The 18,546-nt window shown below is 37.2% G+C and carries 28 protein-coding genes; 22 read left to right on the forward strand and 6 right to left on the reverse strand.

Annotated elements, in window-relative coordinates; genetic code table 11:
- Positions 1-234: 234 nt before the first annotated feature.
- Entirely contained in the window at positions 235-852 is a 618-nt protein-coding gene (gene sodB / locus CYP43_RS02140; protein WP_072595214.1) for a superoxide dismutase [Fe], read from the forward strand.
- A gap of 187 nt (positions 853-1,039) precedes the next feature.
- Here sodB and CYP43_RS02145 read toward each other — a convergent pair whose 3' ends face one another.
- Both CYP43_RS02145 and CYP43_RS02150 read right to left on the reverse strand, forming a co-directional pair.
- Positions 1,040-1,267: a hypothetical protein gene (locus CYP43_RS02145; RefSeq protein ID WP_103582346.1), complete on the reverse strand. Its 228-nt coding sequence runs from the start codon at positions 1,265-1,267 to the stop codon at positions 1,040-1,042.
- An 87-nt stretch (positions 1,268-1,354) separates the two neighbouring features.
- On the reverse strand, positions 1,355-2,521 hold the full coding sequence (locus tag CYP43_RS02150; protein WP_103582347.1) for a MalY/PatB family protein: 1,167 nt from the start codon (positions 2,519-2,521) through the stop codon (positions 1,355-1,357).
- A 99-nt stretch (positions 2,522-2,620) separates the two neighbouring features.
- Between CYP43_RS02150 and CYP43_RS02155 the strand changes: the two genes are divergently transcribed.
- The 3 genes from CYP43_RS02155 (at position 2,621) to tpx (ending at position 4,974) form a co-directional block, all read left to right on the forward strand.
- On the forward strand, positions 2,621-3,076 hold the full coding sequence (locus tag CYP43_RS02155; RefSeq protein ID WP_103582348.1) for a DIP1984 family protein: 456 nt from the start codon (positions 2,621-2,623) through the stop codon (positions 3,074-3,076).
- A gap of 216 nt (positions 3,077-3,292) precedes the next feature.
- Positions 3,293-4,435 carry a trans-sulfuration enzyme family protein gene (locus CYP43_RS02160; RefSeq protein WP_103582349.1) on the forward strand — a complete coding sequence of 381 codons (1,143 nt, stop codon included), beginning with the start codon at positions 3,293-3,295 and terminating at the stop codon, positions 4,433-4,435.
- 14 nt (positions 4,436-4,449) lie between these two features.
- On the forward strand, positions 4,450-4,974 hold the full coding sequence (tpx, locus tag CYP43_RS02165; RefSeq protein WP_103582350.1) for a thiol peroxidase: 525 nt from the start codon (positions 4,450-4,452) through the stop codon (positions 4,972-4,974).
- Between the two features lie 39 nt (positions 4,975-5,013).
- Here the strand turns inward: tpx and CYP43_RS02170 are convergent, their stop codons facing one another.
- The 4 genes from CYP43_RS02170 to CYP43_RS02185 all read right to left on the reverse strand — a co-directional run bounded on the left by CYP43_RS02170 (position 5,014) and on the right by CYP43_RS02185 (position 10,616).
- The gene (locus CYP43_RS02170) at positions 5,014-5,568 is read right to left on the reverse strand and encodes a ribonuclease HII (RefSeq protein ID WP_103582351.1); all 555 of its coding nucleotides are present in this window, start codon (positions 5,566-5,568) and stop codon (positions 5,014-5,016) included.
- Complete coding sequence (locus CYP43_RS02175) at positions 5,568-6,422, reverse strand: S-adenosylmethionine tRNA ribosyltransferase (RefSeq protein WP_087578025.1); 855 nt, start codon at positions 6,420-6,422, stop codon at positions 5,568-5,570. The genes CYP43_RS02170 and CYP43_RS02175 overlap by 1 nt, the downstream gene beginning before the upstream one ends.
- Before the next feature lie 78 nt (positions 6,423-6,500).
- Entirely contained in the window at positions 6,501-7,595 is a 1,095-nt protein-coding gene (locus tag CYP43_RS02180) for an ATP-binding protein (protein ID WP_103582352.1), read from the reverse strand.
- A 36-nt stretch (positions 7,596-7,631) separates the two neighbouring features.
- Complete coding sequence (locus tag CYP43_RS02185) at positions 7,632-10,616, reverse strand: Eco57I restriction-modification methylase domain-containing protein (RefSeq protein ID WP_103582353.1); 2,985 nt, start codon at positions 10,614-10,616, stop codon at positions 7,632-7,634.
- Positions 10,617-10,874: 258 nt separating this feature from the next.
- Between CYP43_RS02185 and rpsJ the strand changes: the two genes are divergently transcribed.
- The 18 genes from rpsJ (at position 10,875) to rplR (ending at position 18,542) form a co-directional block, all read left to right on the forward strand.
- On the forward strand, positions 10,875-11,183 hold the full coding sequence (gene rpsJ / locus CYP43_RS02190; protein ID WP_009295257.1) for a 30S ribosomal protein S10: 309 nt from the start codon (positions 10,875-10,877) through the stop codon (positions 11,181-11,183).
- Between the two features lie 20 nt (positions 11,184-11,203).
- Positions 11,204-11,782: a 50S ribosomal protein L3 gene (gene rplC, locus CYP43_RS02195; protein WP_103582354.1), complete on the forward strand. Its 579-nt coding sequence runs from the start codon at positions 11,204-11,206 to the stop codon at positions 11,780-11,782.
- Entirely contained in the window at positions 11,779-12,393 is a 615-nt protein-coding gene (rplD, locus tag CYP43_RS02200; protein ID WP_012140561.1) for a 50S ribosomal protein L4, read from the forward strand. The genes rplC and rplD overlap by 4 nt, the downstream gene beginning before the upstream one ends.
- A 1-nt stretch (position 12,394) precedes the next feature.
- Complete coding sequence (locus tag CYP43_RS02205) at positions 12,395-12,676, forward strand: 50S ribosomal protein L23 (RefSeq protein ID WP_002941535.1); 282 nt, start codon at positions 12,395-12,397, stop codon at positions 12,674-12,676.
- A gap of 1 nt (position 12,677) precedes the next feature.
- Positions 12,678-13,511, forward strand: a complete 834-nt coding sequence (gene rplB, locus CYP43_RS02210) for a 50S ribosomal protein L2 (protein WP_084041048.1) — start codon at positions 12,678-12,680, stop codon at positions 13,509-13,511.
- 2 nt (positions 13,512-13,513) lie between these two features.
- Positions 13,514-13,795 (forward strand): 30S ribosomal protein S19, encoded by a 282-nt coding sequence (gene rpsS, locus CYP43_RS02215; RefSeq protein WP_002941639.1) that lies wholly within the window; start codon positions 13,514-13,516, stop codon positions 13,793-13,795.
- An 11-nt stretch (positions 13,796-13,806) separates the two neighbouring features.
- Positions 13,807-14,139 (forward strand): 50S ribosomal protein L22, encoded by a 333-nt coding sequence (gene rplV / locus CYP43_RS02220; RefSeq protein WP_009295259.1) that lies wholly within the window; start codon positions 13,807-13,809, stop codon positions 14,137-14,139.
- A gap of 1 nt (position 14,140) precedes the next feature.
- Complete coding sequence (gene rpsC, locus CYP43_RS02225) at positions 14,141-14,839, forward strand: 30S ribosomal protein S3 (protein WP_002941650.1); 699 nt, start codon at positions 14,141-14,143, stop codon at positions 14,837-14,839.
- Positions 14,840-14,841: 2 nt separating this feature from the next.
- Positions 14,842-15,267, forward strand: coding sequence for a 50S ribosomal protein L16 (gene rplP / locus CYP43_RS02230; protein ID WP_021091116.1), 426 nt, complete (start codon positions 14,842-14,844; stop codon positions 15,265-15,267).
- Positions 15,254-15,448: a 50S ribosomal protein L29 gene (rpmC, locus tag CYP43_RS02235; RefSeq protein WP_087586687.1), complete on the forward strand. Its 195-nt coding sequence runs from the start codon at positions 15,254-15,256 to the stop codon at positions 15,446-15,448. Before rplP ends, rpmC begins: the two co-directional genes overlap by 14 nt.
- A 1-nt stretch (position 15,449) precedes the next feature.
- Positions 15,450-15,701 carry a 30S ribosomal protein S17 gene (gene rpsQ, locus CYP43_RS02240; protein ID WP_021091107.1) on the forward strand — a complete coding sequence of 84 codons (252 nt, stop codon included), beginning with the start codon at positions 15,450-15,452 and terminating at the stop codon, positions 15,699-15,701.
- Positions 15,701-16,069, forward strand: a complete 369-nt coding sequence (rplN, locus tag CYP43_RS02245; protein WP_021091075.1) for a 50S ribosomal protein L14 — start codon at positions 15,701-15,703, stop codon at positions 16,067-16,069. The genes rpsQ and rplN overlap by 1 nt, the downstream gene beginning before the upstream one ends.
- A complete protein-coding gene (gene rplX / locus CYP43_RS02250; protein ID WP_002941666.1) occupies positions 16,069-16,305 on the forward strand; it encodes a 50S ribosomal protein L24 in 237 nt (78 codons plus the stop codon). Before rplN ends, rplX begins: the two co-directional genes overlap by 1 nt.
- A gap of 5 nt (positions 16,306-16,310) precedes the next feature.
- Positions 16,311-16,856, forward strand: a complete 546-nt coding sequence (gene rplE, locus CYP43_RS02255; RefSeq protein ID WP_002941643.1) for a 50S ribosomal protein L5 — start codon at positions 16,311-16,313, stop codon at positions 16,854-16,856.
- 1 nt (position 16,857) lies between these two features.
- Positions 16,858-17,043 (forward strand): type Z 30S ribosomal protein S14, encoded by a 186-nt coding sequence (locus CYP43_RS02260; RefSeq protein WP_002941532.1) that lies wholly within the window; start codon positions 16,858-16,860, stop codon positions 17,041-17,043.
- A gap of 9 nt (positions 17,044-17,052) precedes the next feature.
- Complete coding sequence (gene rpsH, locus CYP43_RS02265; protein ID WP_009295261.1) at positions 17,053-17,448, forward strand: 30S ribosomal protein S8; 396 nt, start codon at positions 17,053-17,055, stop codon at positions 17,446-17,448.
- A gap of 190 nt (positions 17,449-17,638) precedes the next feature.
- Positions 17,639-18,175 carry a 50S ribosomal protein L6 gene (rplF, locus tag CYP43_RS02270; RefSeq protein ID WP_021091127.1) on the forward strand — a complete coding sequence of 179 codons (537 nt, stop codon included), beginning with the start codon at positions 17,639-17,641 and terminating at the stop codon, positions 18,173-18,175.
- Positions 18,176-18,185: 10 nt separating this feature from the next.
- Positions 18,186-18,542 carry a 50S ribosomal protein L18 gene (gene rplR, locus CYP43_RS02275; protein ID WP_021091120.1) on the forward strand — a complete coding sequence of 119 codons (357 nt, stop codon included), beginning with the start codon at positions 18,186-18,188 and terminating at the stop codon, positions 18,540-18,542.
- Positions 18,543-18,546: the final 4 nt, after the last annotated feature.

Genomic DNA, 18,546 nt, shown 5'->3' on the forward strand with positions numbered 1-18,546 from the left:
TAAAATTTATTTTATTTTTACATTTAATAAATTTTTTGAATCCATTTAACCAAATGCATGGGATATTTTGCTCTAAATTTTTCTTTTCTATAAGTTTAAAAGTCAGCCAAAAAATGTAAGTTTAGTCTTGCTTAAATTTAGCCTATATTTTGTGGCTAAATTTAAAAGATTTTTATTTATTAATTTTTTATGGCTATAATACGAAACAACAAATTTTATTATTAAGGAATTATTATGTTTGAACTTAGAAAACTTCCATTTGATGCAAATAGTAATGCAGTAGTTAGCGCAAAAACCTGTGAATACCACTACGGCAAGCATCATGCAACTTACGTAGCAAATTTAAACAATCTTATAAAAGATACAAAATTTGCCAACGCATCTTTTTATGAAATTCTAACAAATAGCGAAGGTGGGCTTTACAACAATGTCGCTCAAGTTTATAACCACGACTTTTACTGGGACTGCATCGCTAAAAAAAGCGAGATGTCAAGCGAGCTAAAAGCTGCGATCGAAGCAAATTTCGCTAATTTTAAAGAGGAATTTCTAAAAGCAGCCACAACGCTTTTTGGCTCAGGCTGGGCGTGGCTTGTATTTGATCCAAGCAGCAAAAAGCTAGAGATCGTACAAACTAGCAATGCAAAAACTCCAGTGAGTGATGGAAAAGTGCCACTTCTAGTCGTTGATGTTTGGGAGCACGCTTACTACATCGACAACTTCAACGCTCGCCCAAAATACCTAGAGACATTTTATGAGAACATAAACTGGGAATTTGTAAGCAAAGCTTACGAGTGGGCACTAAAGGAAGGCCTTGGCTCAGTTGAGTTTTACACAAAAGAACTTCATAAATAATATCTGGCGGGACTTTCCCGCCTTTAAATTTCTACTTTTATCTAAATTTTTAAAATCATCAAATTTATCAGCAAAAACTATCTTGTTTTAAAAGAAAGTGTAACATCAAAAATGGCTCAAAATTTTGTTTTAGCAAACAATTTCTCTTAAATTTAAAGCCAGTGTGAGCTATCTCAACTTCAAATTTCTACTTTGTTGAAAATTTTAAACCACTGCTAAATTTATAAGCTACAGACACGATCTTTGCCACTTCAAAAAGGCATAAAATGCTCGCTTTTATCGGTCTGCTACATTGTGGTTGGGCGGTTTTTGTACTTAAATTTAAAGCAACCAAATAAAAACTAGTGTAGGTCATCTTGCCTTTAAATTCATCAGTAAAACTTGATTTGATGTTAAAAAATGGTGGTGGGGGCAATGTTCACTGTTTCAAAAATGCCCCGAGCTGTATTAATTAGGCAAGGGTAACTTAAATTTCAAAGCCACCCAGCCAAATTTACTCAATTTATCTTTTTGAAGTGTATAAATTTATACCATTTTGTAAGCGTTTTAGCCCCTCAAGCACTCTAGCTCTTTGGGTTGCGATATTCATACGGAGGAAAAATCTATCTCCTCTGTAAGCATTGCCATCATTTAGCCAAAGTCCAGCTTTATCACGCAAGAAATTCATAAAGTCGCTCGAATCCTCGCAAAATGCGCTGCAATCAAGCCACAAAAGATAAGTCGCATTTGATGGCAGAAGTTTTACTGGCAAATTTTGCTCTTTTATGAAATTTATAACGATTTTTTTGTTTTCAAAGAGATACTCCCTAAGCTCATCAAGCCATATTTGACTATCATTAAATGCCGCTATTGTCGCAGTTATCGCAAATGCGTTTGCCTCACCTATCTCATCATAATTTACAGCTGCATTTATTCTGGCACGTATTTGCTCATTTGGCGTGACGATGGCTGAGCTTTGAAGTCCAGCTATATTAAAGGCTTTTGTAGGTGAGATGCACGTGATTGAGTTATTTTTACACTCTTCGCTAACGCTGATAAATGGTACGTAGCTTAGCCCAGGATCAGTTATGTCGCAGTGGATCTCATCGCTGATAACCAAAACATCGTGCTTATAACAAAGCTCGCCTATTTTTTTAAGCGTCTCTTTGTCCCAAATTTTTCCTATTGGATTGTGAGGATTGCAAAGAAGCATCATAGTTGTTAGTGGCTGAGCTAGCTTTGCCTCAAGGTCTTCAAAATCAATCTCATAAGAGCCATCTTTATAGACAAGGTCGTTTGATAAAATTTCACGGCCGTTGTTTTTTATGCAGTTAAAAAATACATGATAGACAGGAGCCTGAACTAAAATTTGATCTCCTGGATTACTAAATCTTCTAATCGCAGTTGAAATCGCTGGTATAACGCCAGTGCAAAAGCACATCCAATCGTTTTCAAAGCTAACATCATGACGCCTCTTCCACCAGCCTTTAATCGCTTCGTTCCACTCTTTTGGGATAAATGAGTAGCCAAAGACGCCATTATCAAGACGCTTTTGTAGGGCATTTAAAATTTCAGGTGCAGCCTTAAAATCCATATCAGCAACCCACATTGGCAAAACATCGTTTTTCATTCGCCACTTCGATGAGTTGGTGCCATCTCTGCTAATAAGCGTATCAAAATCGTACTTCATAGCTTTTCCTTAAAATAAAATTTTAAATCAATTATAACCCAAAAGATACTAATATAATTTGAAATTTTCTCTCAATTTAATATTTCAAAAGGAAAAATGATGAAATTAGCTCAGGCTCTCATTTTAAGAGCTGATACACAAAAACGTTTAGAGCAGCTAAAAGGTAGGTTGCTCGATAATGCAAAAATGCAAGAAAATGAAAGACCTAGCGAAGATCCAAAGCTTCTTTTAAAAGAGCTTGATGGGCTAAGCGATGAGCTATTTAGACTGATCTTGGCTATAAATTTAACAAACTCAAGTGCAAAATTTGAAGGCGTGAGTCTAACTGAAATGATCGCTAAAAAAGATACGCTAAGCCAAAAAGTAAGCGTGCTTAGGGAATTTGCCAAAAGCGCAAGCCAAAAGGTCGATCTTTACTCAAATAGCGAGATAAAAATTTTAAGTAGTGTTGATGTGGCTATGCTTCAAAAGCAAATAGACGAGCTATCAAAAGAGATCAGAGAGCTAGATATGAAGCTGCAAGAGGCAAACTGGCAAGTTGATCTTGTAGAGTAAAATTTATGGTAAAAATGTAGCTAAAGGCGAGTAAAAAGAAAAATTTATTAGGCTTGCGGGGAGAGAGCAAAAGTTTAAATTTATCCCAGCAATTTAAAAAATGCATTCTTAAAAATAAATGTTACTACCACTTACTGATTTAGCTACGTTTTGGGTGGGTTTGGGGAAGATTAATCTTTATTATGTAAGATTTCACAAATTTTTAAAAGGAAATTTATGAAACTTGACACCTTGATCGTAAAAGGCATTGAAGCTAAAAATAATCCAAATAAAGCTGTCATTCCGCCTATTTTTTTAGCAAGTACATTTGTGCAAGATGATCTTGAGAATTTTCAAGAATTTGCATATTCGCGTGGTAGCAACCCAACCAAAAAAGCATTTGATGAAATTTTTGCAAAGGTTGAAGGCAGCAAATATGCATTTAGCTTTGGTTCAGGCATGGCAGCAACAGCGGCGGCACTTAGCCTTATAAAAACAGGGCAAAAGGTCCTACTAAATAGCAATGTCTATGGTGGCACTTATAGATATGTCACGACTGTTTTTGAAAGCCATGGCATAAAGAGCGAATTTATAGATGATCTAAATTTTTTAAGCGAAGATGACATTAGTGACGACGTGGCGGCGATATTCATCGAAACTCCGTCAAATCCTCTCTTAAGAGTGACAGATATCGCTAGAATTTCAAAGATCGCTCACAAAAAGGGCGCTCTAGTCATAGTGGATAACACATTTTTAACGCCTTATTATCAAAGAGTACTTGATCATGGAGCTGATATCGTGGTTTATAGCGCTACAAAGTATATCGGTGGACACGCTGATGTGATCGCTGGTATCGTCACGCTAAACGATGATGCTTTGGCCGAAAAGATAAGATTTGCTAAAAATACGCTTGGTGGCATCATAAGCCCGATGGATGCCTACTACCTAATACGTGGGCTTAAAACGCTTAGCGTTAGGTTCGACAGACAAACGCAAAATACCCATAAAATAATCAAATTTTTACAAAATAATGACGCCGTTAGCGTTGTGCATTTTGCTGGCTCATATAGCGAGCAAGAGGCGAAGATGCAAGCAGCTCAAGCAAGCAACATCGGTGCTCTCATCTCATTTGAGCTAGATGAAAAATATGATGTAAATAATTTTGTAAAATCACTAGAAATTTTTGATCTAGCGGTAAGTCTTGGTGGCGTAGAAAGCCTTATTTGCAGGCCTGCGACGATGACACATGAGGCATATCCAAAAGAGGTGCTAGATAAGATCGGTATAAAGCAAAACTTGCTTCGTTTAGCAATCGGTATCGAAAACGCTGATGATCTAATAGCAGATCTTGATCAAGCATTTAAAAAAGCAAAAAAATAATAAAGGAGATAGATATGGCAACTACAAAATTTAAAGGTAGTGAGGTAAATTTAAGTGGAAATGAGGTCTTCGTAGGCTCTTATGCGCCTGAAGCAAAAGTCGTAGTGCAAGATCTTAGCGAGTTTAGTGTAGGCGGAAATAATGGCGTAGAAGTACTTGTTTGCTTACCATCACTTGATACTGGCGTTTGCGCAGCAGAGGCTCGTAAATTTAACGAAAAAGTAGCTGGCAAACACGGCGTAAAACTTAGCATCATCTCAAATGATTTGCCATTTGCGATGGGTAGATTTTGCACGACTGAAGGCATAGAAAATTTACGTGTAGGAAGTGACTTTAGATACGGAGAATTTGCTAAAAACTATGGCGTTTTAATGAGCGATGGCCCACTAAAAGGACTACTTGCAAGAGCGGTATTTGTCATCAATGATGGCGTAATAATTCACAAACAAATCGTCCCTGAAGTGACAGAAGAGCCAAACTACGATGCTGTATTTGATGCTATTAAAAGTAGTGGTAGTTGTGGTTGTGGCTGCCATTAAAAAGGACGTTATCTAGGCATCTATTTGATGCTTAGATAATTAATCTTCAAATAGAGATTTTTCAAAAGATTTTACTACAAAGCTTTTTCTATGAAGGCTTGAATAGCCAAACTTAGTAATGGCATCTAGATGCGCCTTTGTGCCGTATCCTTTGTGTCCAGCAAAGCCATACTTTGGGTAAATTTTATCCCAGCCTTTCATTAAACTATCGCGGCTAACCTTTGCTAATATGCTAGCAGCGCTTACCCCAGCGACTTTGCTGTCAGCTTTTATCATCGTTGTGATACCTACACCATAGTCTAAATTTCCATCATAAATGATCTCAAAGTCCTCAAAATGCGCCTTAAAAAGTTTGAGCGCTCGTCTTAAGCACTCACTTAGCCCAAGTTCGTCTATTTGCATATTTGAGAAGTAAATGATGAGAAAATTTGAGCTTTTTATAATCTCTTTAAAAAGTTCCTCACGCTTTTTTGCGGTTAGTTTTTTGGAGTCGTTTAGACCTGAAATTTCTTTATTAAGTACGCAGGCTGCTACGCTTAAAGGCCCAGCTAAAGCCCCACGTCCAGCCTCATCTATGCCACAAATTTTTGCCATTAAAGTCCGATTTCATCGCTAAAGTAAGGTCTTAGCTCATCAAGCGGCACGCTAATTTGCTCCTCATTTAAAAAGGTAAGCCCAAGTGGCGAAAGTACAAAATTTTCGCTAACACCTGCTGTTGCGAGGATTGCTTTTAGGTGAGGGTCGTTCATATCTTTAAAAATCTGCTTTAACTTTAGCTTTTTGTTGGTTTTAAGCAAGACGACATCGCAGCTAGTTTTGTTATTTTTATAGGTGCAGATGCTTTTTATTTTGTCATTTATATAGTAGATGTTATCTAGGCTTTCAAATTGGTTATTTGGCCATTTTTTACGCTCGCTTTTTAGGTCATAAAGTGTCGAGAGTAATTTATTTTTATTTTTTTTAGCCGATTCTTTGGCAAATATGTCGTTAATTATAGCTTCGTATCTCGTGCCATTTGCTTCGGTCATTTGGATGCCAATATTTAGCATTTCATACTCTTTTTCTTTTTTGATAGTCGCATTATAGGCTTTGTTTTTAACGATTATTTTGCCCTTTAGCTCGCCATTTTCATTTTTAACGTCTAAATTTATCTTATCAGATACAGCATTTAGCGATGAAATTTCACTGCTATTTTGCTCAAAAGAGCCTTTTTCGTAGTCATATTTTGTACCATCAAAAAAGATATGTCCGCTTATCTTGGCTGGCACTTTAAAGCTCTTGCTTTGCTTAAAATTTTCAAATTCATCTTTAAAATAGTTCATATAAACTTCAAATTTTATACCATTTGCCTCGCCAATAAATTTATAAAATTTTGCCCAGTTTTCGTGATTTATCTCATAGCCAAATAGGCTTACTATAAGTATAAAAATCCCAATAAATGCTCTCATGTCTGTCCTTCATAGTTTTTTTGATTATAGCTTCTTTACTTTAAGCTTTTAAAACAATAATCAAATAAAGGTTTAAATTTATAAACCTAGACTCCACCTAGAAAAGGGCAAAATTTCGCATTTTATGCCCTCAAAGCTAAGCTCAGCTTGGTTTGCGACGCTGATTATCTGAAGCTTACTTACACTCAGTTCTTTTAAGCTTGCGTGGAGTTTTTTAAATTTCAAAAAGATGATCTCTGGTGCAGAAAACGGCACACAGATGATCGCGATCTTCCTTTTATTAAGGAAGAAATCAATCTCTTTTGTATAGTAAATTTCATCTTTAAATTTAAGCAATTCGCAAAAAACTACATTTGCAAAGACAGCCAAAAAGTCCTTTTTTAGATACAAAGCATTACGAAGTGCAAAATTTGTAAAGTAGAGCTTTTTGCTCGTGCTGCTCTCATCTAAATTTGGTACTAATTCTATAAAGCCATTTTCATTAAGGCTGGTTACCGCGTTATAGACACTATCTTTTGAGATTTTCATCTGCTCTTTTAGGTTTTTGTAGATACCAAAAGTACTAAGCACATCGTGGCATTTTGGAGCACATTCTTTTAAAATCGCAATGCTTTGCTCGCTTAAATTTGCTTTTAAGAGCTGCTGCAAGTGCGCTGTGACCTCACTCGAGTCCAAAAAAGCACTTGCTATCTCGTTGCCGTGAGCCAAAAAGTAGCTAAAAAGCAGGTCTTGATCCAAATTTTTCTTAAAAAATAGTATAAATTCCTCGTAGTCGAGATAGTTTAAATTTATACGAGCAAAGCCGTCAATCGTGAGTGAAAATTCCTTGCTTGTAAGTATGATATTTTCAAGTGTTGCGCCCTTTAAAAAGCCTAAATTTGTAAGGTCAGTAGCTTGTAAATTTTCAACTGCAAGAACCTTTATCTGGGTATTTTTTTCTAAAAATTCTTTCAAATTTGCTAAAAGCAAGGTTCTATCTATCCTTAGATCGTCTAAATTTACATAAAGTCTCTCTTCGCTTTTATAATGGCTCAAAAACTCATAAACAAGGGCTGTTTTGCCACTTGAAATGGCGCCTATTATAAGCGTTTTTGGCGAGATGATTTCGTATTTTCTGGGGATAAATTTACTTGATTTAAGCGGCTGATTGTAATAAAGCTCTAATTGGTTCATTTTCTCCCCTTTGTAAGATGTATATGTAAATTTTTACTATACCGTCAATTCCCCCCCCCTTGTTATAAGCGCGATCTCATCGCTTGTTAGTTCATAAAGCTCAAAAACAAGTTTGTCTATTTTTTCGTCACTTGCCTTGATTTTGTCGTTTAGCGTGTCGATATTTTCTTTGGCTTTTAGCTTTTCATCAAGGCTTAAAGTAGGCATGTGCTTCTCATAAAGCTTGATTTTTTCATTAGCTTTTAAAATTTCATCGACCAAATTTATTATCTCGTTTGCTAAATTTTCATTTTGTGGCGTGATTTGTGGGATAGGTAAAATCTCTAAGCGATTTATTTTTATTTCGCCTTCAAGTCCGCCTCCAGCATAGAAAAAGTTGAAAATTTTATAAACAGCTGTTGAATTTAAAAAGGCTAATAAAAATTTTAGATTTTCGCCAGTTATGCAATATGCAGTATTGTCTGGAATATTATTATTTGCATCGTAAGCAAATTTTGGGCTTTGCACCATTCTGGCGCATAAAATTTTCTCTTTTTCAAATTCCTCATAATAAGCGATGTTGTCTTGCGTCTCAAACCATTTATTTGATGTTTTTTTACGGCATTTTTTACCATTTATAGTTTCGCCACTTTGTGCTATATAAGGCAAGAAATTTTGTAAATATTCCTTAAGACTTGGAAAATTTTCAATATCTATCTTTAATGCCGGAAATGTGCAAATGAGCCATAGCCCAGCCCACTCATAGTCATAACGCTTTATATCTCGACCCCTTAAGATCGGCCTAATGAGCTTTTGTGTCTGTTCTCTTTCTTCTCCAAAGCAGTTATTTAAAATTTTATCACGAGTGCTATCGTCGATGATAAATGCTTCGTTTAGTCCAGTTTTGACACCATAATTGATATTCACACCCCAATCTTTTAATGGCTTTGCGACTTTTTCGATCTTGCTTTTTAGTTCAAATTTGCTGCTATCTAGGAAAGTGAAATTTGTTTCGTTTAGCGTGGATTGTGGTATTTGGATAAATTTTTGCGTTTTTAAATTTATGGTGCTTGAGGCTAGGAAATTAAATTTTGAATTTTCACCAGCTCTTATTTTTCTAAAAATAGTAACCGCACTATCTACGCTCGCATCTTCAAAAACTTTAACCCCAGTAAAATCAATAATGTGTGTTATTTGCGTATTTTCTAGTATAAATTTACGTAAATTTTCACCATAGCTGGCACGGAAAAATTTATTTGAACATATAAAACCTAAAAGCCCATTTTCTTTTAGATGTGTAATGCCAAGCTCATAAAAATAGACAAACAAATCAGCCGTGCCACTATAAACTTTATATTCTTGTAAGGCAGGCTTTTGCTCTTTTATCGCCTCTTGTCTGACATAGGGAGGATTGCTGATAACGACATCAAATTTAAAGTCAAAAGGAAATTCTAAAAGCGAGTTTGCTGCTACTAAATTTTTACTAAGATCTGTCAAAACTCGCCCCTTTGCAGCTGTGCGGAGCCAAAGAGATAGCCTAGCGATCTCGGCCGCATCGGCATTTATATCTACGCCGTAAAGATTGTTTTCTAAAATAGTGCTTTCTATATCGTAAAGTCCCAAGCCCTCGCCCTCATATACTTTGCGGTAAGTGTCTAATGCGCCATGTTCGCTAATGAGAAATTCTAAAGCTTGGTTTAAAAACGCACCAGAGCCACAAGCTGGATCAAGTATCTTAAGAGACAAGAGCCACTCGCGGTAAGCGTAAATTTTATCTTTGATCTCACTTTCTGCTTTGGTTAATTTTTTGGGATTTTTTGGTGCTAATAGCTCATTTAGATCAAGCCCTAGCTCATCTTTTTGGGCTTTACAAAGCGCACCAAGCGAATTTTCAACTATAAATTCTGTTATAAACTCTGGCGTATAAAATATGCCATCTTTTTTACGTTTGCTCTGTTTGGCATCAAATTCATTACCATTTATTTGCGCATTTAGCTCTTCAAGGTCGTTTAGTGAGCTTTCAAAGATATGTCCTAGGATATTTACGCCGATGTCGCTTAAAAAGTCATAGTCACTTAAAAACTGCGCTTCAAGCACGCTATCGTCTATCTTTAGTGTATCAAGCTCAGTATCTGTGGCAAAAAGTCCGCCATTGTAGCGTTTGATATCAAGACGTTCACTGCCTTCATCGATGGCTTTAAAGTAAATTTTGTAAAAGTCATAAAAACTAAGCTCAGTAACTTGGTTTTGAAATTTATCTTTTATCTCGGCTATCGTGCGAAGTCTTAGTAGTCCGCGGTCTTCGGCAAATAGTATAAAGACAAACCTATCACATAGTTTTTGGGTCAGGCTTAAAAGCCTATTTTTATCAATACTAGCATTGTTTTTGCAAATATTTTTGAAAAGAGCAAGTCTAAATGCGCTAAAGTCTTTATAAAATTTATTTGAAATTTCGCGCTCGTGAGTGGCAAATTTCTCTTTTAGCTTTAACGGCAGATCCGTGCTAATGCCCTCAAAGCTAAGCAGTAAATGAAGCTTCTTAAACTCCTCAAAGCTTGCTGTAAAAAGGTCAAATTTTTCAAATGTTGTTTTATTGCCGATGTAAAAGCGCAGTTCGTTAAAATTTGAAACAACGACATATTTGGCATTTTCATGTGAGATAAAATAGCGAAAAGCTTGATCTACTGGGCTAAGCTCGCGGTTGGACGGAGTTTTATCAAGATGCTGTGTGGTCTGATCTTTTAGCTCGATCACGCATCTAACTTCGCCATTTATAAGTATCACCCCATCCGCTTTTTTGCCATCAGTTTCGTTCTTTTTCTCACGTTCAAGATTGAAATTTGTAGGATTAGTAGTGTCCAAAGTGTAGCCAAGGCAGTTTTCAAAGATATCTTTTAGAAACTGCGTTTGAAATTTCTCTTCTTTGAAGCTCTTAATGTCGCTAGCTTTTGCCTGATATATTTGCAAATTTATATAACGCTTTTTAAGCTTTTCTTCGTCTTGTTCTTGAGTTAATAAGAATTTTGAATTAAAGATCGGCATCTTTTCTCTTTAAAATTTTAATTTCTTGGAATCTTATCTTTTTAAATTTTATATTTTCCTTATTAAAAGGAAATAATTAATCAAAATTCATCAAAAAATAATGTTTTTCTTGACAACTATAATAGCTTTTTTGTAAAATCGCGTTCTCTTTACGAAAAAGACAAGCGTCTTTGCTCGTACGATCGCTTGATCCTATGCGAGTTATTTTGATGTAAAGAGGTCGCGAGTTTGCGACAAGTTCTTTTTAAAGGAAAACACATGGAAAGAATCAGGTTAAAGCTAAAAGCTTACGACCATAGAGTTCTAGACCGCACTGTTGCAGCAATCGTAGAAGCTGTCAAACGAACAGGTGCCGACGTTCGTGGCCCGGTACCAATGCCTACAAAGATCAAACGCTATACAGTCTTAAAATCTCCACACATCAACAAAGACTCACGTGAGCAGTTTGAGATGAGAATACACGCTCGTATGCTTGACATCGTAGCTGCTACTCCAGAAACTGTAGATAGCCTAACAAAACTCGACCTGGCTCCAGAAGTTAATGTCGAAGTTCGTGCGATGAAATAAGCGGACAAAAGGATAAGAGTATGGAATATATTGTAGAAAAAATAGGCATGAGTAGAACGATTGCCACGAAGAGTACGCCAGTTACACTACTTAAGCTAGTTGAGGCTAAAGTATGTGAGATCGACGAAAACAAACGTGCTATCGTAGCGTATGCCCACACTAAAGCGAACAACAAAGCTATCGCTGGTCAGCAAAAAAAATACAATCTGACAGCAGAATTTAACAAATTTGCTACGCTTGAAGTAGCTAATAGCGAAGTTGGAAACCTAGACTTTACACCATTAAACGAGGCTAAAATTTTAAAAGTTAGCTTTAACTCAAAAGGTAGAGGCTACCAAGGCGTGGTAAAAAGACATGGTTTTGGTGGTGGTCCAAAAAGCCATGGCTCACGTTTCCACAGACGCCACGGTTCAATTGGTAACTGCGAATGGCCAGGTCGTGTTCAACCAGGTATGAAAATGGCAGGACACATGGGCAATGAGAAAGTTACTGTTAAAAACGAGCTAATAAGCTTTGACGCTCAAAATAGCATCGTAGTTGTAAAAGGTTGCGTTCCTGGTCACAATGGTGCAATGGGTAAAATAAGGATTGTAAAATGAGTAAAATTCACGTATTAAACGATAAATTTGAAAATTCAGGCGAGCTAGAGCTTCCTGCAAGCTACGCTGAAGTAAATCCGCACAACCTATATCTTTATGTAAAATCTTACCTTGCTGGTATAAGAGCAAATTCGGCTCATACTAAAAGCCGTGCTTTTGTAAGCGGCGGTGGTAAAAAACCATGGAGACAAAAAGGACGTGGTGGTGCAAGAGCGGGTTCAACTAGAACTAACGTTTGGGTAGGCGGTGCAGTTGCATTTGGTCCAACAAACGAGAAAAACTATTTTCAAAAAGTCAATAAAAAACAAAAAAGACTAGCTCTTGAGTACGCTTTGGCAGTAAAAGCACAAGATGGTAAAATTTTCGCAGTAGATAGCATCTCAATCGAGTCTGGAAAGACAAAAGATGCAGCTAATATCATCAAAAATTTAAAAGTAAAAGACGCGCTTATCGTTAAAGATTTACTAGACGATAAAACACTACTTGCTTTTAGAAATTTAGCAAACTGCTATGTAGTAGATGCAAATGAGGTAAATGCTTATCTTGTCTCTACATTTAGTTCGGTTATTATTGAAAAAGCTGCACTAAAAACTATAACAAAAGAGGGCTAAAATGGCGGATATAACTGATATCAAAACAATTATTTATACAGAAAAAACTCTAGGCCTTCAAGAACAAGGCGTTGTTGTTATCCAAACTTCACCAAGAGTTACAAAAAACAGCTTAAAAGCGGTTTTACAAGAGTATTTTGGAGTAACGCCTGTTCGCGTAAATTCACTTAGAATTAGCGGCAAGGTTAAGCGTTTTAGAGGAAGAGCAGGCCAACGTGACGAGATAAAGAAATTCTACGTTAAGTTACCTGAAGGCGTAAGCCTAGAAAATACGGAGGCGTAAGATGGCTATAAAATCATATAAACCATATACACCTAGTCGCAGATATATCACTGGACTAAGCTCTGAAGATATAACAGCTAAACCAAGCGTTAGAAGCTTGCTTGTTAAACTACCTGCATCTGGCGGTAGAAATAACAATGGCCGTATAACTTCAAGACATAAAGAGGCAGGTGCAAAAAAACTTTATCGTATCATCGACTTCAAACGTCGTAAATTTGGTATAGAAGGTAAAGTTGAAGCGATCGAATACGATCCAAATAGAAACTGCCGTATCGCTCTTATAGCTTATAAAGATGGCGAAAAGCGCTATATCATTAGACCAAATGGCCTAAATGTTGGCGATGTTATCGCATCTATCGATGAGGGCTCACTAGATATTAAGCCAGGTAACGCTATGAAACTAAGATTTATCCCAGTTGGTACTATCGTTCATAACGTAGAGCTAAAACCTGGCAAAGGCGCTCAGATAGCTCGTTCGGCTGGTGGTTATGCTCAGCTAATGGGTAAAGAAGAGAAGTATGTCATCTTAAGAATGCCAAGTGGCGAGATGAGACAAGTGCTAGCTGAGTGTATGGCAAGTATTGGTGTAGTTGGTAACGAAGACTGGGCTAACATCACTATCGGTAAGGCCGGACGTAATCGCCACCGCGGTATCCGCCCACAAACACGTGGTTCTGCTATGAACCCAGTCGATCACCCACACGGCGGTGGTGAAGGTAAGAAAAATTCAGGCCGTCACCCAGTTACTCCATGGGGTAAACCAACTAAAGGTGCTAAGACTCGCCGTAAAAAAGCTAGCGATAAGCTTATAATTTCAAGAAGGAAAGGAAAATAGAGATGGCAAGATCACTCAAAAAAGGTCCTTTCGTAGATGATCATGTAATGAAAAAAGTTATTGCCGCAAAAAATGCAAACGATAACAAACCAATCAAGACTTGGTCAAGACGTAGCACGATTGTACCTGAAATGATTGGACTAACATTTAACGTTCATAATGGCAAGAGCTTTATTCCTGTATATGTTACAGAAAATCATATAGGCTATAAACTTGGCGAATTTGCTCCAACACGCACATTTAAGGGTCACAAAGGCTCAGTGCAAAAGAAAATCGGCAAGTAAGGGGAGATAATATGAGTAAAGCAATTATAAAATTCGTAAGACTTTCTCCTACAAAAGCAAGACTTATAGCAAGAGAAGTTCAAGGTATGAATGCCGAGCTAGCACTTGCAAGCTTGCAATTTATGCCAAATCGTGGTGCTAAATTTATAGCAAACGCTATTAGCTCAGCAGTAGCAAATGGCGGATTTGAGCCAGAAGAGGTTGTAGTAACTAGTTGCCGCGTTGACGCTGGTCCTGTATTAAAGAGATTTAGACCAAGAGCAAGAGGAACAGCGAGCAAAATTCGCAAACCTACTTCTCATGTAATGGTAGAAGTATCTAAACCTGAAAAGAAGGAAGCATAATATGGGACAAAAAGTAAATCCAATAGGTCTTAGACTAGGAATTAACCGCAACTGGGAATCTAGATGGTTTCCAACCAAACAAAGTCTTCCTGAAAATATCGGTGAAGATTACAAAATTCGTGCATTTTTAAAGAAAAAACTTTACTATGCAGGAATTAGCCAAATTTTAATCGAAAGAACGGCTAAAAAGCTTCGTGTAACCGTAGTTGCAGCTCGTCCTGGTATCATCATCGGCAAAAAAGGCCAAGATGTTGAAAACCTAAAGAACGAAGTTAGTAAGCTTATCGGCAAAGAAGTAAATGTAAATATCAAAGAAGAAAGAAAAGCTCAAGCTTCAGCTCAACTTGCTGCTGAAAACGTAGCTATGCAACTTGAAAAGCGTGTCGCATTTAGACGTGCTATGAAAAAAGTTATCCAAGGTGCTCAAAAATCAGGCGCTAAAGGTATCAAAATTTCAGTTGCTGGTCGTTTAGGTGGCGCTGAGATGGCAAGAACCGAGTGGTATCTAGAAGGTCGCGTTCCGCTTCATACTCTTAGAGCAAAGATAGATTACGGTGTAGCTGAGGCTCATACGACTTATGGAAACATAGGTATTAAAGTATGGATTTTTAAAGGTGAGGTTCTTCAAAAAGGTGTTCAGCCTGAGAAAACTGAAGAAGAGGCGCCTAAGAAAACACGTAGAGCAAGAAGAGGTAAATAATTATGTTGATGCCTAAAAGAACGAAATTTCGTAAGCAAATGAAAGGTCGCAACCGTGGTTATGCGACTCGTGGAGCATCTTTAGCAACTGGCGAATTTGCACTTAAGGCTGTTGAAGCTGGTAGAATAAATTCACGCCAAATAGAAGCTGCTCGTCAAGCTCTAACTCGTCACGTAAAAAGACAGGCTAAAATTTGGATTAGGGTTTTCCCTGATAAGCCACTTACTAAAAAACCTCTACAAACTCGTATGGGTAAAGGTAAGGCTGGAGTTGAAGAGTGGGTTATGAATATCAAACCTGGTCGTATAATATTTGAAATGGCTGGTGTTAGCGAAGAGTTAGCTCGTGAAGCTTTAACTTTGGCTCTACACAAACTTCCTTTCAAATCAAAATTTGTAACGCGAGAGAGTGAAAATGAAATATACTGAGTTAAAAGATAAGAGCGTTGCAGAATTAAACGCGTTGCTAAAAGAGAAAAAGGTGCTTTTATTTACACTTAAACAAAAGCTAAAAACTATGCAGTTAAGCAACCCTAATGAGATTAGTGCTGTTCGCAAAGAGATAGCTCAGATCAACACTGCAATTAGTGCAACAAGACAAGGGGCGTAAAATGGCATTAAAAAGAGAAATTCAAGGTGTTGTTTTACAAAAAGCTGGAGATAAAACAGCTACTATTTTGGTAGAAAGACGCGTTATGCATCCAAGATACCATAAATTTGTAAAACGCTTTAAAAAGTATTTGGTTCATGATGAGAAAAATGAGACAAGAGCAGGCGATACAGTTGTTGCGATTGAGTGCAGACCACTTTCAGCTCGCAAGAATTTTCGCTTAAAAGCTGTATTAGCAAAGGGAGTTGAGTAATGATTCAAAGTTTTACAAGACTTGCAGTTGCTGATAATAGTGGTGCAAAAGAGTTAATGTGTATAAAAGTTCTTGGTGGTAGCAAAAGAAGATACGCTACACTTGGCGATATCATAGTTTGCTCTGTTAAAAAAGCTCTTCCAAATGGAAAGATCAAAAAAGGACAGGTTGTCAAAGCTGTTGTTGTAAGAACTAAAAAAGAGGTTCAAAGAGATAATGGTTCGCTAATCCGCTTTGACGAGAATGCGGCTGTTATACTTGATAGCAAAAAAGAGCCAGTCGGCACTCGTATTTTTGGACCAGTTGGACGTGAAGTTAGATATGCTAACTTTATGAAAATTGTTTCGCTAGCTCCGGAGGTTTTATAATGGCTAATGTAAAATTTAAAGTCAAAAAAGGCGATACCGTTAAGATCATCGCTGGTGACGATAAAGGCAAAACTGGTAAAATTTTAGCAGTTCTTGCAAAAAAAGGTCAGGTTATAGTTGAGGGATGCAAAATAGCTAAAAAAGCTATCAAACCAAGCGAAAAAACTCCAAATGGTGGTCACGTAAATAAAGAGATGCCAATTGACATATCAAATGTCGCGAAAGTTGAAGGATAAGAGATATGAGTAGATTAAAAGATAAATTTAACGAAACTATCAAGCCAGCTCTCGTAAAAGAATTTGACATCAAAAATCCAATGCTTATCCCTGCGCTCGAGAAGATCGTGATCAGTGTAGGTGCTGGAGACTCTGCGAAAGATCAGAAAGTGCTTCAAAATATGGCTGATACCATTTCACTTATCGCTGGACAAAAAGCAGTTATCACTGATGCTAAAAAATCAGTTGCTGGCTTTAAAGTTCGCGAAGGTTTCCCTGTTGGTATCAAAGTAACTTTGAGAAAAGAGCAAATGTATGCTTTCTTAGATAAGCTAATCAGCGTTGCTCTTCCAAGAGTTAAAGACTTCCGTGGTCTTCCAAAAAATGGCTTTGACGGACGTGGAAACTATAACTTTGGTCTTAGCGAGCAGCTAATGTTTCCAGAGGTTGAGTATGATAAAATTTTACGAACTCATGGTATGAATATTACGATTGCTACTACGGCTAAAAACGATAAAGAGGCATTCAAATTGCTAGAGCTATTTGGTGTGCCGTTTGCAAAAGGAAAGTAAAATGGCAAAGAAATCAATGATAGCAAAAGCTGCACGCAAGCCAAAATTTGCGGTTCGCGGCTATACTAGATGCCAAATTTGTGGTCGTCCGCACTCTGTTTATAAAGATTTTGGAATTTGCCGTGTTTGCCTAAGAAAAATGGCTAACGAAGGCCTAATACCTGGTCTTAAAAAAGCAAGTTGGTAAGGAAGAGAAATGTTGAACGATTTAATATCAGATGGATTAACACGCATTAGAAATGCAAGTATGAGAAGACTTGAGACTGCGAAATTGCTTCATTCTAAGGTTGTTGAGGCTACTCTTTCTATCCTTGCAGCAAAAGGCTATGTAGAGAGCTACAACGTTATCGAAGAAGGTAACAAGAAATTTATAAACGTAGTTTTAAAGTATGATGAGTACGGCAGAAGCGTTATAAACGAGCTTAAAAGGGTTTCAAAACCTGGTCGCCGCGTTTATCAAGGTAAAGACGACATTAAGCGTTTTAAAAATGGTTACGGAACAGTTATCGTTAGCACAAGCAAAGGCGTTATGAGCGGTATTGAAGCAAGTAAAGCTGGCGTTGGCGGCGAGGTTCTTTGCACGGTTTGGTAATAAACTACATTAAACGCTATTTAACCTTATGATTTTAAGGTTAAATTTTTAGCTTGGTAAAATTTTAGATTTTGCCAAAGCTAAATTTAGAAATTCAAATGAAGGTTTCGTCAAATTTGACGATAAAATTTACGGCATTGTGGTGTTTATTCGTAAATGTAGGAACACCCTAGACAAGTAAAGGAAAAAAATGTCACGTATTGGAAAACAGCCTATCGCTATCCCAAGTGGTGTAGACGTTAGCGTTGAAAATAATGTCCTAAAATTTAAAAAGGGCAATCATATAAAAGAGCTTGACACAAAAGGTCATGTTGATGTCAAGATAGAAAATGGTCATATAGTTTTTGCTCCAAAAGGCGAAGATCGCCAAAGTAGAGCTTACTGGGGAACATATAGAGCGCTTGCTAATAACATCGTAACTGGTATCACTGCGGGATTTACTCGCCAGCTTGAGATCAACGGCGTTGGTTACAAAGCAGCTGCAAAAGGTAAAATTTTAGAGCTTTCTCTTGGTTTTTCACACCTTATCAACTATGAGCTACCAGCAGGCGTTGAAGCTAGTGTTGAGAAAAACGTTATTACTATCAAAGGCGACGACAAACAAGTAGTAGGACAAGTGGCTGCTCAAGTTAGAGGATTTAGACCACCTGAGCCATATAAAGGCAAAGGCGTTAAATATCTAGAAGAACGCATCATCCGCAAAGCGGGCAAGACATCTAAGAAGTAAGGAGCGGTAAATGACAGCAAAAGTACTAAAAAGAAAAATCGCTCTTAGAATTAAGAGAAAAAGAAGAATCAGAGGTAAAATTTCTGGTGTTGCAACTTGCCCAAGAGTTTCTATTTTCAAATCAAACAGAACTCTTTATGTTCAAGCAATTGACGACGTTACAGCTACTACGCTAGCTGCAGTAGATGGTAGAAAGATAGGCATAAAAGCAAATAAAGAAGGTGCGGTCACTTTAGCTAAAGAATTTGCTAAGGCTTTAAAAGCTAAGAAGATAGATGTTGCAGTTTTTGATAGAAATGGTTATTTGTACCATGGCGTTATCGCAGCATTTGCTGAAGCTTTAAGAGAAAATGGCATCAAGCTATAACCCA

Origin of the sequence: Campylobacter concisus (assembly GCF_002913045.1) — a bacterium.
GTDB lineage: Bacteria > Campylobacterota > Campylobacteria > Campylobacterales > Campylobacteraceae > Campylobacter_A > Campylobacter_A concisus_AP.

Bases quoted from the DNA above. Each gene is read 5' to 3' on its own strand.
- rplC (WP_103582354.1), top strand. From the start codon at position 11,204: ATGGAATATATTGTAGAAAAAATAGGCATGAGTAGAACGATTGCCACG.
- rpsJ (WP_009295257.1), top strand. From the start codon at position 10,875: ATGGAAAGAATCAGGTTAAAGCTAAAAGCTTACGACCATAGAGTTCTA.
- sodB (WP_072595214.1), top strand. From the start codon at position 235: ATGTTTGAACTTAGAAAACTTCCATTTGATGCAAATAGTAATGCAGTA.
- rplF (WP_021091127.1), top strand. From the start codon at position 17,639: ATGTCACGTATTGGAAAACAGCCTATCGCTATCCCAAGTGGTGTAGAC.
- tpx (WP_103582350.1), top strand. From the start codon at position 4,450: ATGGCAACTACAAAATTTAAAGGTAGTGAGGTAAATTTAAGTGGAAAT.
- rpmC (WP_087586687.1), top strand. From the start codon at position 15,254: ATGAAATATACTGAGTTAAAAGATAAGAGCGTTGCAGAATTAAACGCG.
- CYP43_RS02205 (WP_002941535.1), top strand. From the start codon at position 12,395: ATGGCGGATATAACTGATATCAAAACAATTATTTATACAGAAAAAACT.
- CYP43_RS02160 (WP_103582349.1), top strand. From the start codon at position 3,293: ATGAAACTTGACACCTTGATCGTAAAAGGCATTGAAGCTAAAAATAAT.
- CYP43_RS02260 (WP_002941532.1), top strand. From the start codon at position 16,858: ATGGCAAAGAAATCAATGATAGCAAAAGCTGCACGCAAGCCAAAATTT.
- CYP43_RS02185 (WP_103582353.1), bottom strand. From the start codon at position 10,616: ATGCCGATCTTTAATTCAAAATTCTTATTAACTCAAGAACAAGACGAA.
- rplR (WP_021091120.1), top strand. From the start codon at position 18,186: ATGACAGCAAAAGTACTAAAAAGAAAAATCGCTCTTAGAATTAAGAGA.
- rplN (WP_021091075.1), top strand. From the start codon at position 15,701: ATGATTCAAAGTTTTACAAGACTTGCAGTTGCTGATAATAGTGGTGCA.
- rpsQ (WP_021091107.1), top strand. From the start codon at position 15,450: ATGGCATTAAAAAGAGAAATTCAAGGTGTTGTTTTACAAAAAGCTGGA.
- rplB (WP_084041048.1), top strand. From the start codon at position 12,678: ATGGCTATAAAATCATATAAACCATATACACCTAGTCGCAGATATATC.
- CYP43_RS02175 (WP_087578025.1), bottom strand. From the start codon at position 6,422: ATGAGAGCATTTATTGGGATTTTTATACTTATAGTAAGCCTATTTGGC.
- CYP43_RS02170 (WP_103582351.1), bottom strand. From the start codon at position 5,568: ATGGCAAAAATTTGTGGCATAGATGAGGCTGGACGTGGGGCTTTAGCT.
- rpsC (WP_002941650.1), top strand. From the start codon at position 14,141: ATGGGACAAAAAGTAAATCCAATAGGTCTTAGACTAGGAATTAACCGC.
- CYP43_RS02180 (WP_103582352.1), bottom strand. From the start codon at position 7,595: ATGAACCAATTAGAGCTTTATTACAATCAGCCGCTTAAATCAAGTAAA.
- rplE (WP_002941643.1), top strand. From the start codon at position 16,311: ATGAGTAGATTAAAAGATAAATTTAACGAAACTATCAAGCCAGCTCTC.
- rpsS (WP_002941639.1), top strand. From the start codon at position 13,514: ATGGCAAGATCACTCAAAAAAGGTCCTTTCGTAGATGATCATGTAATG.
- rplD (WP_012140561.1), top strand. From the start codon at position 11,779: ATGAGTAAAATTCACGTATTAAACGATAAATTTGAAAATTCAGGCGAG.
- rplX (WP_002941666.1), top strand. From the start codon at position 16,069: ATGGCTAATGTAAAATTTAAAGTCAAAAAAGGCGATACCGTTAAGATC.
- rplP (WP_021091116.1), top strand. From the start codon at position 14,842: ATGTTGATGCCTAAAAGAACGAAATTTCGTAAGCAAATGAAAGGTCGC.
- rpsH (WP_009295261.1), top strand. From the start codon at position 17,053: ATGTTGAACGATTTAATATCAGATGGATTAACACGCATTAGAAATGCA.
- CYP43_RS02155 (WP_103582348.1), top strand. From the start codon at position 2,621: ATGAAATTAGCTCAGGCTCTCATTTTAAGAGCTGATACACAAAAACGT.
- rplV (WP_009295259.1), top strand. From the start codon at position 13,807: ATGAGTAAAGCAATTATAAAATTCGTAAGACTTTCTCCTACAAAAGCA.
- CYP43_RS02150 (WP_103582347.1), bottom strand. From the start codon at position 2,521: ATGAAGTACGATTTTGATACGCTTATTAGCAGAGATGGCACCAACTCA.